Origin of the sequence: Solidesulfovibrio alcoholivorans DSM 5433 (assembly GCF_000702665.1) — a bacterium.
In the GTDB taxonomy this organism is placed as follows: Bacteria; Desulfobacterota; Desulfovibrionia; order Desulfovibrionales; family Desulfovibrionaceae; genus Solidesulfovibrio; species Solidesulfovibrio alcoholivorans.
The window spans coordinates 1-13626 of sequence record NZ_JNJA01000022.1; the positions used below are offsets into that span (position 1 = coordinate 1).

Below are 13626 nucleotides of genomic sequence, written 5' to 3' on the forward strand. Positions count from 1 at the left end.
GCTAGATTTTGGCTTACGGTCGCTCTCTCACACTGGACGCTGGCACGATCTGGTTCAAACCCCCTCGGGGGCGAAGGTGGTGGGACTTGGGCGTAGTTGTAGAGTAGGTTGTCCATCCAAGCATACCCTTGGGCATACTTTTGTGGTTGTTTTCGGGTGAAAGTATGCTGTCTGGATGCTCTTGGATGAAACAACCGCTTGAACTACCTGGATTCACTGACCGGATGCTTTTCGGTCCATCGCCTGCTCGCTTGGAAGTCCTGAGGCAGACCCGGCGGTTCCTAAAGTCCACGTCGGGACATCTCTTTTTATATTTTCCATTATATTAATTTTTTGCAATATTTCAGGAACAATGAATACAACTCTCTTGAGCAATTTCCATACTCTTTCTGTATAGATTACCCCAATCATGATTTGTACCTATATTGGACCCATTGCCGAAAAAACCAGGAACAAAAATCAGCAAAAGAAAAGGGGACTTAGGCAAACACCTAAATCCCCTTACTTTTAATGGAGCCAGCAGGGAGACTCGAACTCCCGACCTGCTGATTACGAATCAGCTGCTCTACCAACTGAGCTACGCTGGCCTATGCGAGGAAATGCTTGATACACGCGGCTTCGCGGGCAGTCAAGCGGGTTTTACAAACCGGTCATAACTGGGCATGTTAGGCCACTTTTGACCGCATTGTGCGGTCGAGTCGCGGGCGGCACACCGTCTGGCTGCGGCGCGGCCTCTCAGTCGCCGCCGCGCGGCGGGGCGTAGCGGTTGACGATCGGCAGACGCCAGTCCTTGCCGAACGCGCGCGTCGTAATCTTCGGCCCCGGCGGACTCTGACGCCGCTTGTACTCGTTGCGGTCCACAAGGCGCGTCACCCGGTCCACCACCGCCGCGTCCATGCCCGAGGCGATCATCGCCGACGGCGAAAGCCCCTGCTCCACATAGGCCGCAAGCACGGGGTCCAGGGCGTCGTATTCCGGCAGCGAATCCGAATCCTTCTGATTGGGCCGCAGCTCCGCCGTGGGCGGCTTCACCAGCACCCGCTCCGGAATGATGTCGCGACCGGCCTCTGCGTTGCGCCACCGTGAAAGAGCGTAGACCAGCGTCTTCGGCACGTCCTTGATCACCGCATAGCCGCCGGCCGTGTCGCCGTAGAGCGTCGAATAGCCCACGCCCACCTCGGACTTGTTGCCCGTGGTCAGCACCAGCCGGCCGAGCTTGTTGGAAAGCGCCATGAGCAGCGTGCCGCGGATGCGCGGCTGCAGATTCTCCTCGGTCACGTCGAAGGGCCGGTCGCCGAAAAGCGGGGAAAGCGCGCCCAGAAACGCCTTGAACACCTCTTCGATAGCCACGACGTGGAATTCGATGCCGAGCGCCTCGGCCAGGGCCTGGGCGTCCTCCAGGCTGTCGTCGGAGGAAAACCGCGTGGGCATGGCCACGCCGAGCACGTTTTCCGGGCCCAGGGCGTCGGCGGCGATCACCGCCGTCAGCGACGAATCAATGCCCCCGGACAGCCCGATGGCCACGCCCGGGAAACCGGATTTGCGCACGTAATCCCCGGTGCCGAGCACCAGCGCCCGGTAGACTTCCTCCACATCGTCGAGCAGCGGCGCGATGGGCGCGGGCGCAAGCGCGGCGCGCGTGCAGCCGGCCACAGGGGCAAGCGGCACATGGGCGGGACAGGTCTCGAACTGCGGCTCCCATTTGCGGCAGCGCGGATCGAGCAGCCGCCGCCGCGTGGGCAGCCCCGGGTCCAATTCGCACAGCACCATGTCCTCGGCGAACTGCCTGCCCCGGGCGAGCAGCGACCCGTCAGGCCCGAACACCACGCTGTGGCCGTCGAAAACGAGCTCGTCCTGGCCGCCGACCATGTTGGCGTAGGCCACGAACGCGCCGTTGTCCGAGGCGCGCGTGGCGAGCATCCGCTCCCGGGCCGCGCCCTTGCCCCGATGATAGGGCGAGGCGGAAATATTGATGAGCAGCCGCGCCCCCCCGCCATGCGCCTGTTCCGCCGGCGGGCCGCCCGGATACCAGATGTCCTCGCACACGCTCACGCCGAACACGAACCCGTCCCGGTCAAAGACCGCACTGCTCCGGCCGGCGGCGAAATAACGGTTCTCGTCGAAGACCCCGTAATTGGGCAGGTAGCGCTTGGCCACGATGCCGGCCACGGCCCCGTCGTGCGCGACCACGGCCGCGTTTTGCAGGTCGCCCTCCAGCCACGGGCAGCCGAAGATGGCCGTCAGCCCCCGGGTCTCCCGGGCGATCTCCCGGGCCCGCTCCATGCAAGCGGCCACGAAATCGGGTTTGAGCAGCAGATCCTCGGGCGGATAGCCTGAGAGCACCATTTCCGGGAATACGGCAAGCTCCGCGCCGGCCTTGCGCGCCGCCGCGAGGCCCGCCAGCACCTTGCCGGCATTGCCGCCGATGTCCCCCACCGTGGGATTTAACTGGCAAAGCGCCAGGCGTATACCGGCCATGACCGCCTCCTTTCCCCCATCCAAGCTGCGTGAATACCTAGCCTGTCTCGCCGCGCCCGGCAACAGCCGCGCCCGGGTCGCCTGAAATGGCGCAGCTGAATATCACGCAGACCTTCATTGACAATGATTTTCATTATCGCTATAAACTGGCCGCAGCAAACCCGCCCGGTCCCCGCGGCCGGGCATCAAGGAGCCGCCATGTCCTCCCACACCTCGATTTCCTCGCGTCGCCAGGCCGCAAGCTGGGCCAAGAGCTTTCTCGGAACCCCGCGCCAGCCCCCCCAGACGCCCGCGCGGCCGGAGCCGCCGGCGGGCGAGCAGCCCTGCGCCGCGCGAACCGTCGCTCCCGGCGAAATGCGATGACCGCCGTGACACGGCGCAAGGAGATACAGCCATGACCGACATGCGCTTCCCCTTCGGCGACGAGGCGGCCTGCATCGACGCCCTGCTCGCGGGCTACCGCTTCCGGCCCGTGAGCAACCACCGGGGACAGCATTTCTACCAGGGCAGGACGGCCTGGAAAGGCCAACCCGTCATCTGCCGCCTCGGCGTGGGCGACCTCTCGCACCTGCCCCGAAGCCTCTACGAGGAAATCTGGATCGGCTACTACGACGCGGCCGAGCCGGACAGCATGCTCGACGACGAGACCCACGCGAACATCCTGGCCTGCGTGAGAAAGGCGTTCCTGGCCGACGCGCCGTGACGGGAGCCCGGTCGGGGCTTATGCCTGGGGCGACAAGGGAAGCTCCACGGTAAACGTCGTGCCCGTCTCGCCCGTGTTGAAACGGATCTCGCCGTGGTGGTCCTCGACGATGCGCTGGCACACGGCAAGCCCGAGGCCCGTGCCGGATTCCTTGGTGGTGCAGAAGGGGTCGAACACGCGGGCGCGCACGTTCTCGGGGATGCCGCCGCCGGTGTCGGCGACGGTCAGCCGAACCTTGCCGTCCCGGATGCCGGAGCGTACCGCGAGCCGGCCGCCCTGTTCCATGGCCTCTGCCGCGTTCTTCATGAGGTTGAGCAGGACCTGCTTGATGTGGTCCGCGTCGTGAGGCACCGGGGGCAGAGCCGCGTCGAGGTCGATGGCGGCCTCGATGTTGCGCGCTTCCAGGGCCGGGCGCATCACGGCCAGGGAGGCGCGCACGGTTTCGTTGAGGTCCCGGGCCTCGATATGCGGCGCGGCCGGCCGGGTGAAATCGCGCACCTCGTTTAAAAGCGTTTCCAGGCGCTTGGCTTCGGACTCGATGATCGCGAGCTTTTCGGCGTCCTTGTCGCCTTCGGCCATGTGTCGGCGCACCTGGTTGGCGAAGCCGCCCATGAGCATGAGCGGATTCTTGATCTCGTGGGAGAGCCTTGCCGCAGCCTCGCCGATGGCGGCGAAGCGTTCGGCGCGGATGAGTTTTTCCTGCGCGCCGAGCAGTTCCCGGGCCGTCTTGTCCACCTCGCGGGAAAGGGTCGTGTTCCAGCGCAGGGCGAAGTGCATGACCGTGGCGAAGCCCACGAACACAATCAGCTCGAACAGGCCCACCAGCAGCCACTGCCGCACCACCAGCCGGCCGATGAGGCCCTGGACCTCGTCCTGGGGCGCGGCCAGGGCCACGGCCCAACGGTTGCCGGGGTACCGGCCCGGATCGAGGGGCGCGGGGCAGAAGGCCACGTATTTCATCACCTCGCCGATGCGCCCCCGGTGCCAGCCCGACACGTACCAGTCCGTGCCCCGTTCGCCGGCCATGACCCGGTTGTGGATCAGCCAGGTCAGCCGCGCCCAGTCGATGTTCGGATCGCGCTCGCGACGCACGGCCAGGGATTCGTGGCCGATAAAGGCGCTTTCGTGGTGGTCCAGGAACACGCCCCGGTCGTCCAGGACCCAGGCGTAGCCGGTCTGGCCGGAGCGCACGTCGTGGGCGTAGCGCGCGGCCACGGCCACGGCGTCCACAAGGAGCACGAGCCCGCCGGCGCGGCCCCGGTCGTCGGCCAGGGGCATGGCCATGGCCACGAGCCGCCGGCCGGCGAAGACCCCGCTTTGCGGGGAAAACACCCGGCCGAGGCCGATGCGGCCCGGCGCCCCGGTCGCGGCCAGGATGTCGCCGCAGGCGGCCGGGCACAGGCCCGCGTCGGGAAGGGGCGTCCCGGAGGCGTCGAAAAAGCGTGGCAACGACTCGCCCGGCGCCAGCACGCCCACGGCCGCCACGTTCCATTGGGCGAGGATGCCGGAAAACGCCGGGACGTGCAGCCACGGCCGGCCGTTTTCCACGGCCTGTTCGCGCCACATCAGCGAAAGCCCTTCCAGGCAGGTGCGCAGAAAGGCGAAATGGTCGGTGATGTCCCCGGCGATTTTTTCGGCCAGCAGCAGCTGCTGCTGGTTGAACTGCGCCGTGACCACGGCCAGGGCGTCCGTCTTGGCCCGATACCCCATGCCGCCCACAGCCACGGTCAGCAGCACGAAAACCAGGCTGGCGATGAGGATGTGCTTCCGCGTCATCGACCCCTCCGGATTCGAACCCGATAGCGGATTCCCCCCGGCCGCGCAATGCGCGCAAACATGGACGGGGCGACGCAACGGACGGACGTTGTGGCGCTTTTCTTGCCTTACCACTCCCAGCCAGGGGCGGCAGGGCAAATATTTCCGGTCTGCAAGGCAAGGCGCAACGGCGAAGGAGGAGTCCCATGACGGTTGCATCCATAGATACCTACACTCCGGACACCATCACGACGCTCACCGCCAGCCAGATAAAAAGTCTCGGTGCGACGGGCTTTTCCTCCCTTGTCGCTTCCCAGGTCGCAGCGCTTTCCGCCACGCAGATCGCCTCCCTGACCACAGCACAGGCCGCCGCGTTGACCATCGACCAGATCGTCTCCTTCAGCGCGGCACAATTTTCCGCCCTGACCAAAACGCAGGTCGCGGTCTTTTCCGCGGAGGAAATTGCATCCCTGTCGCTGACCCAGCTGGCCGGCCTCAGTCGCACGGACATCGGCGAACTGACCACGACGCAGGTGTCCCAGCTGACCACGACGCAAATCGCGGCCATGACCACCACCCAGCTCGCCGGGCTCACCGCCACCCAGGTCCGAGCCCTTGCGGACACCCAAATCGCCACCTTGAGCGCCACACAGATCGCGGCCATGACCACCACGCAACTCAAGGGCTTGAACACGACCGATATCGCCACCTTGAGCGCCACACAGCTCGCGGCCCTGTCCGCCACCCAGATCGCCTCGCTTTCCGCCACGCAAATCAGGACGCTTTCCGAATCCCAGATCGACGTCCTGTCCACCACACAGATCGCCTGCCTGACCGTGACCGAGGTCGCGGCGCTGTCCACGACCCAGATCCAGCGTCTTTCCCTGGAGCAACTGGCGGCCCTGACCACCACGCAGTTCAAGGCCATCAACGCCTTTTCCTTCTCCGGCCTGACCACCGCCCACATCGAAAGCCTGGACACGACCCAGGTCGCGGTGCTGACAGCCACGCAGCTCAAGAAGATGACCGTCGAACAGGTCGCGGCCCTGTCCGCCACCCAGATCGCGGCCATGACCGGGACACAACTCGGCGCACTCTCGACCACCGGCATCGCAGCCCTGTCCGAGACGCAGCTCGACGGCCTGACGGGAACCCAGATCGCCTCGCTCGGCAACACCTTCATCAGCGCCTTGAATGAAACCCAGTCCGCCTCCCTTTCCACGGCACAGGTCCTGGCCCTGACCACGGCGCAGATCAAAACGCTCACCAGCACCGACATCAGCGAGTTGACCCTGACCGAACTGGCCACCCTGACCACCACCCAGATCGCGGCATTCACCAAGACGCAGGCACAGGGATTGACCGAGGCGCAGATCGCCGGCCTGAGCGAAGCCCAGATCGCCGCCATGAGCACGACGGCGGTCACCTCTCTGGTGGAAACCCAGATCGCGGCCCTGTCCGCCACCCAGATCGCCGCACTCACCGGTACGGCCCTGCGGGGCTTAAGCGCCGGGGAGATCGGCAGCCTGACCGAGACGCAGCTGGCCGCCCTGGCCGCCACGCAAGTCGCGAGCCTGACCGTGACACAGATCAAGGGCCTCACCGCGGACCAGATTCCCTTGCTGACCACGACGCAACTCGCGGCCCTGACCACCACCCAGATGGCGGCCCTGACCCCGACCGCCGCCGCCGCCCTGACCACCACACAGCTCGACACCCTGACGGCCTCGCAGATCGCGCGGCTCACCGGTACGGCCGTCAGCAGCCTGAGCATGACCCAGTTCTCGGTGCTCGACGCGGCCCAGGTCGCCGCGCTGACCACCACCCAGCTCAAGCTCCTCACGAGCACCGACGTCTCCGAATTGAGCCTGACGGAACTGGCCTGCCTCAGCCGGACCCAGATCGCCGCACTGACCAGTGCGGCCGTGGCGGGCCTCAGCGAGGACCAGATCGCGATTTTGAGCACGACGCAGATCAAGGGACTGTCCACGGCGGCCATCAGCGGCCTCACCGACACCCAGATCGCGGCCATGACGACCACCCAGATGGCCGCACTCACCACGACGCAGCTGCAAAAGCTCGGCAGCACCGCCATAAGCGGGCTCACCGTGGACCAGTTCTCCTCCCTGACCACCACACAGCTTTCCAGCCTGACCGCCACCCAGATCAAGGGCCTCACCACAACCCTGAGCGCCGCCCTGACCACCACTCAGGTCAAGGTCCTGACCGCCACCCAGATCGCGGCCCTGACCGTCACGGTCGTGGACGCGCTGGCGTCCACCCAGCTGGCCGCCATGTCCACCACCCAGATCAAGGGCCTCACCAGCACCAGCCTCGGTGAACTGTCCAGCGACCAGCTCGCGGGTCTGTCCACCACGCAGATCACCGCACTGACCGCAACGCAGCTACGCGGGCTTTCGAGCACCGACCTCGGCGAACTGCCCACATCGGTCGTCAGAGCCCTTTCGGTCACGCAGATCGCCGCCCTGACCGCCACCAGCGCCTCGGGACTGAGCGAAGAGCAACTGGCCGCCATGACCACCACGCAAGTGGGCGCCCTGACCAGCACCACCATCAAGGGCCTGAGCGAGACGCAGCTCGAGGCCCTGTCCGTGACGCAGTTCGCCTCGCTTTCCGCCTCGGCCCTAAGCGGACTGACCGTCACGCAGATCGGCAACCTCACGACGACCCAGATCGCAGCCCTGGAAACGACGCAGGTTTCCGCCCTGACCAAGACACAGGTCGCAAGCCTGTCCGACACCCAACTGGCGAGCCTTTCCACCACGCAAGTCTCACGCCTGACCACCACACAACTCGCCGCCCTGTCCTCGAGCGCCGCTTCGGGCTTCACCGAAACCCAGCTGGGAGCGCTCTCCCTGACCCAGATGCGCGCCCTGGCCGGCGCTTCCGTCAGCGCGCTGTCCGCAACCCAGATGGCCGCACTGACCAGCACCCAGCTGGCCGCCCTGACCGCCACACAGCTCAAGGGCTTGAGCAGCACCGACGTCAGCGAGCTGACCCTCACGGAATTCGCGGTCCTGACCGCAACCCAGATCGCCGCCCTGACCGCCACCGCCCTCGCCGGCCTCGACGCCACGCAGTTGGCCGGCCTGACCACGACCCAGCTGGCCGGCCTGACCCGGACCCAGGGCGCGGCCCTGTCCACGGAACAGTTGGCTGCGCTTGACGCAACCCAGATGGCCGCACTGCCCACCACAGCCCTCGCCGGCCTGACCGCAACGGGCGTGGCCACCCTGACCGCCACGCAGCTGGCCGGCATGTCGTCCTCCCAGATCGCGGCCCTGACCGTCACCGCCCTGTCCGGACTGACGGCGGAGCAACTGGCGGGGCTGACCACCACGCAGTTGGCCGGGCTTGCTTCCACACAACTGGCCGCCCTGTCCGATACGGCCGTGGAAACCCTGACCACCACCCAGATGGCTGCCCTGACCACCACGCAGCTCAAGGGCCTCACCGCAACCGACGTCAGCGCCTTGTCCGCAACCCAGATGGCCGCCCTGACCACCTCCCAGCTGGCAGCCCTGACCGCCGCGCAGATCAAGGGCTTGAGCAGCACCGACGTCAGCGAGCTGACCCTCACGGAACTCGCGGCATTGACCTCCACCCAGATCGCCGCCCTGACCACTTCGGCCCTGGAAGGGCTGTCCGCCACCCAGGCCGCCGCACTGACGACAACCCAGCTCAAGGGGCTCACCAGCACGGCCGCGGGCGCACTTGCCGAAACGCAGCTGGCCGCCCTGTCCACGACGCAGCTCGCCGCCCTGACCGCCACGGCCATCAAGGGCCTCACCGGCACGCAGCTCAACGAACTGGACACGGCGCAACTGGCGGCTTTGACCACCACCCAGATTTCGGCCCTGACCGTCACGGCCCTGGCCGGCCTGAACGAAACCCAGGCGGCTGCGCTCACCACCACGCAGTTGAAGGTCTTGGGCGCAAACCAGGTCTCGGGGCTGACCAGCACGGCCGTGGCCGCCCTGAGCACCACCCAGGTGGCCGCCCTGAGCACCACCCAGGTGAAGGGCCTTGGCAGTCAAAGCGTCAGCGCCCTGACCGGGACACAAATCGCGGCCATGACCAGCACGCAGGTAAAGGCCCTGACCGCCACCCAGATCGCCGGGCTGACCGCGACCGACGTGGGCGAGTTGACCGAGACGCAATTCGCCGCCCTGACCGCCACCCAGTTCGCGGCCCTGAGCGAAACGGCCGTGGCCGGACTGACCACCGGGCAGATCGCCCTGCTCACCACCACGCAAGTCGCCGGGCTCAGCAGCACGGCCATAGGCGCTCTGACCGAAACGCAGCTGGCCGCCCTGTCCACGACCCAGGTCGCGGCCCTGACCGCCACGGCCCTGGCCGGGCTGACCGCCACGGAAGCCGCGGCGCTGTCCGAAACACAACTCGGAGCGCTGTCCAAGACCCAGATCGCGGCGCTGTCCGAAACGGCCATCAAGGGCCTGACCAGCACGCAGCTGACGGAACTTACCACGGCCCAGCTCGGCGCGCTCGGCGCCGGACAGCTCGGCGCGCTCTCCACGCAGCAATTGGCCGCCCTTGACGCGACCGCGCTCGCGGCGCTGTCCACCACCGCCCTGGCCGGACTCGACGCGGTGCAGCTCGGCTCCCTGACGACCACCCAGCTCGCCGACCTGTCCACGAGCCAGGTGGCCGCCCTGTCCGCCGCGGCCGTCAGGGGCCTGACCACGACGCAGGTGGCGGCGCTGTCCGCGAGCCAGCTCGCGGCCATGAGCGCGACGGAAATCAAGGCCTTGAGCGACAGCCAGATCGCCGCTCTGTCCGCAACCCAGATCCAGAGCCTGACCACCACCCAGCTGCGTGCCCTGACCGCGACGCAGGTCGGGGACCTGAGCCCCACGCAGATCGACGCCCTGACCACCACCCAGCTCGCCGCGTTTTCGACCACCGGCATGGCCAGCCTCACCGCGACGCAGGTGGCCAGCCTCGACGCCACGCAACTGGCCGTCCTGGGTACGGCCCAGCTCGCGAACCTCACCACCACCGCCGTGGCCGGGCTGACCGCCACGGGTATGGCCGCCCTGTCCACGCGTCAGATCGCGGCCCTGACCGCCGACCAGATCACCGCGCTCGCCACGACCCAGCTCGCGGCCCTTGCCGACACGCAGTGGGCGGCCCTGACCGCGACGGAAATCCGGGGGCTCACGGACACGCAGGTCGCGGCGCTCTCCGCCAGCCAGCTTGCCGCCCTGTCCACGACGCAAATCGCGGCGCTTTCCGCCACGGCCATCAAGGGGCTGACGCAAACCGGCATCGCCGCCCTGTCCGCCTCGCAGATCGCGGCGCTTTCCGCCACGGACGTCGCGGCGCTCGGCAGCACGCAGGTCGCGGCCCTGTCCCAGACGCAGCTGGCCGCCCTGACCACGACGCAGATCGCCGCCCTGTCCACGACCGCCGTGGCCGGCATGACCGGGACGGAACTGGCCGGGCTTTCCAGCGACCAGTTCGCGGCCCTGACCGCCGGCCAGATCGGCGCGCTGACGGAAACGCAAGTGGCCGCGCTCGCCACGACGCGGCTGGCGGCGCTTACCGCCACGCAGCTCAGCGGCCTGCAATCCACCCAGATAGACGCGCTTTCCGCCGACCAGCTCGCGGCCCTGTCCGCGGACCAGCTGGCCGCCCTGTCCGTGGCCGGCGTGGACGGGTTCGACGCCACGGCGATACGGGGCCTGACCACCGCGCAGATCGCGGCACTGAGTTCCACGCAAATGGCGTCGCTCAATGAAACGCAGCTTGCGGCCCTGAGCGAAACCCAGCTCGCCGCCCTGTCCACGACCCAGTTGCGGGCCATCACCACGACCGGCATCGCCGCCCTGACCACGACCCAGGTCGCGACGCTTTCCCCCACGCAGATCGCGAACCTGACCACGACGCAGGTGGGCGCGCTTACCGCCACCGAAGTGCAGAGCCTCGGCGACACCCAACTGGCCGCGCTGACCACGACGCAGCTCGCCGCCCTGTCCACCACGGCCGTGGCCGGGCTGACCACGACCGAACTTGCGGCCCTGACCACCCGCCAGCTCGGCGCGCTTTCCGCCACCCAGTTCGGCGCGCTCTCCGCCACCCAGCTCGCCGCCCTGACCACGGCGCAGATCGGCGTGCTGACCACGACGGAAATAAGCGGCCTGACCGAAACGCAGGTGGCGCTTCTGGCCGATACGCAGCTCGCGGCGCTTAGCGCCACGCAACTCGCCGCCCTGACCGAAACCGGCATCCAGGGCCTCAGCGCCACCCAGCTCGCGAACCTGAGCGAAACCCAGTTCCGCCAGCTGACCCCGGACCAGATCGGCGACCTGACCACCACGCAGTTCGCGGCGCTCTCCGCCGCCCGCATCGGCCAGCTGACCACGACGCAGGTCGCCGGCCTGACGCACACGGAAATCGAGTCCCTGTCCACGACGCAGCTGGCCGCGCTCGACGCCACGCAACTCGGCGCATTCGACGCCACGCAGATGGGCTCGCTGACCAGCACCGCGGTTTCCGCCCTGACCACCACCCAGCTGGGGGCGCTTGCGACCACGCAGATCGCCGCCCTGTCCACGACGGCCGTCACAGGGCTGACCACCACGGAAATAGCCGCTCTTTCCACAAGGCAGCTGACGGCCCTGACCCCGACGCAGATCGGCGCGCTGACCACCACCCAGGCGACGGCCCTGACGAGCACCCAGCTCGGGCTGCTCACCGCCACGGAAATCGGCGGCCTGACCGAAACGCAGGTGGCGGCCCTGTCCGTGTCCCAGTTGGAAGCCCTCAGCAGAACCCAGATCAGCGCGCTGTCCGCCAGCGCCGTCAAGGGCCTGACCGAAACGCAGCTGGAAACGCTTTCCACGACGCAGTTCGCGGCGCTTTCCGCCACGGAGATGGCGGCGCTTTCCACCACGCAGCTTCAGGGTCTTTCCACCACGCGCCTGGCCGCGCTGACCGCGACCCAGTTCGCGGGACTTACCGCCACGCAGATCGGCGCGCTGACCGCCGCCCAGACCGCGGCGCTCTCCACGACGCAGGTCGCCGGCCTGACCAACACGCAGGTGGCCGGGCTCACCTCCACGCAGGTGGCGGGATTGAGTTCGACCCAGCTGGCGGCCATGACCACCACGCAGATCGCCCGACTTTCGACCACGGCCGTGCCCGGGCTGACCACGACGCAGTTCGCGGCCCTGACCTCGCGACAGCTGGCCGCGCTGACCGCCACGCAGATCGGCGCGCTGACCACCACGCAGGCGGCCGATCTGACGGCCACGCAACTCGCGGCGCTGTCCACCACGCAGGTCGCGGGCCTCACGTCCACGGCCCTGTCCACCCTCTCCGCCACGCAGCTGGCGGCGCTTTCCACCTCGCAGGTCGCGGCGCTGTCCGCAACCGGCGTTTCCGGGCTTTCGGCCAGCCAGATCACGAGCCTGTCCTCGACGCAGATCGGGGCGCTGACGGCCACGGAGATGGCGGCGCTGTCCACCACGGCCCTGTCAGGGCTCACGGCCGACGACGTGGCCGCGCTGTCCGTCACGCAGCTGGCGCAGCTTTCCGCCACGGGCATGGGCGCGCTTTCCACGGAAGTCGTCGCCGCCCTGACCACGACGCAACTCGGCGTGCTCTCGGCCACGGAACTCGGCGGCCTGACCACGTCCCAGGCCGCGGCCCTGGGAACGACGCAGATCGCGGCCCTGACCCGGACCCAGATGGCCGAACTTTCCACCTCCGCTGTGTCCGGACTGACCGCGACGCAGGTCGCCTCGCTCACCACGACGCAGCTTGCGGCCATGACCGCCACACAGATCGCGGCCCTTTCCGCCTCGGGCATCTCGGGCATGACCACCACGGAGCTGTCCGGCCTCACCACCACGCAGTTCAAGAGCCTGTCGGCCACGGGCGTTGCGGGCCTGACCACGACCCAGTTGGCGAGCCTCACCACGGCGCAGGTCGGCGAATTGAGCACGACGAGCATACGCGGCCTGACCGCAAGCCAGGTGACGGCCTTAAGCGGCGCGCAGTTCGAAGCCTTGAGCGCCACCCAAATCGCGGCCCTGTCCTCGGACGGCGTGCGGGGGCTGACGGAAACGCAGCTCGGGCGCATGACCCTGACGCAGCTTGCGGGCCTTACCGCCACGCAGATCGGCGCCCTGACCACGGACGAGATCGGCGACCTCTCCGCCACGCAGATCGCGGCCCTGACCACGACGCAGATCGGCGGGCTCGAACGGATGCAGATCCGGTCGCTTGACGAGGAGCAGTTCGCCGCGCTGTCCGCCACGCAGATCGCGGCCTTGAACGAAACCCAGGTGGCGAGCCTGACCGGCACGGAGCTGCGCGCCCTGACCACCACCCAGTTCCTGGCCATCTCCTCCACGCAGTTCGGGGCGCTGACGGCCACGCAGATCGGGCTTTTCAGCGCGACGCAGCTCGGCAGCATCGAGGCCACGCAACTGGCGGGCCTGACCACGACCACGGTCGCGGCGCTTTCCACAACGACCATCGCCGGCCTGACCACAACGGAACTGGAAGCGCTCGACGCCACGCAGATCGACGCGTTTACAACAACGCAATTGGCCGGTATGACCACGGCACAGTTGAGCGCCCTGGCCAACGCGCTGGCGTAACGCGCGCGCAAAGGACGCTTGCCGACGCCTGACTGCGGC

General features: G+C 67.8%; 5 protein-coding genes and 1 tRNA gene. 3 read left to right on the forward strand and 3 right to left on the reverse strand.

Features of this window, described 5'->3' with window-relative positions:
* Positions 1-511: 511 nt before the first annotated feature.
* A tRNA-Thr gene (locus tag Q368_RS0120970) sits at positions 512-587 on the reverse strand.
* Positions 588-735: 148 nt separating this feature from the next.
* Positions 736-2478 carry an NAD+ synthase gene (locus Q368_RS0120975; RefSeq protein ID WP_029460999.1) on the reverse strand — a complete coding sequence of 581 codons (1743 nt, stop codon included), beginning with the start codon at positions 2476-2478 and terminating at the stop codon, positions 736-738.
* A 198-nt stretch (positions 2479-2676) separates the two neighbouring features.
* On the opposite strand from Q368_RS0120975, the gene Q368_RS26710 reads away from it, so the two are divergent.
* Positions 2677-2841, forward strand: coding sequence for a hypothetical protein (locus Q368_RS26710; protein ID WP_169740613.1), 165 nt, complete (start codon positions 2677-2679; stop codon positions 2839-2841).
* Positions 2842-2872: 31 nt separating this feature from the next.
* Positions 2873-3181: a hypothetical protein gene (locus Q368_RS0120985; RefSeq protein WP_029461000.1), complete on the forward strand. Its 309-nt coding sequence runs from the start codon at positions 2873-2875 to the stop codon at positions 3179-3181.
* Between the two features lie 18 nt (positions 3182-3199).
* On the opposite strand, the gene Q368_RS0120990 is transcribed toward Q368_RS0120985, so the two are convergent.
* A complete protein-coding gene (locus Q368_RS0120990) occupies positions 3200-4957 on the reverse strand; it encodes an ATP-binding protein (RefSeq protein WP_029461001.1) in 1758 nt (585 codons plus the stop codon).
* Between the two features lie 185 nt (positions 4958-5142).
* Here Q368_RS0120990 and Q368_RS0120995 point away from each other — a divergent pair, with 185 nt between their 5' ends.
* Positions 5143-13587: a beta strand repeat-containing protein gene (locus tag Q368_RS0120995; protein WP_029461002.1), complete on the forward strand. Its 8445-nt coding sequence runs from the start codon at positions 5143-5145 to the stop codon at positions 13585-13587.
* Positions 13588-13626: the final 39 nt, after the last annotated feature.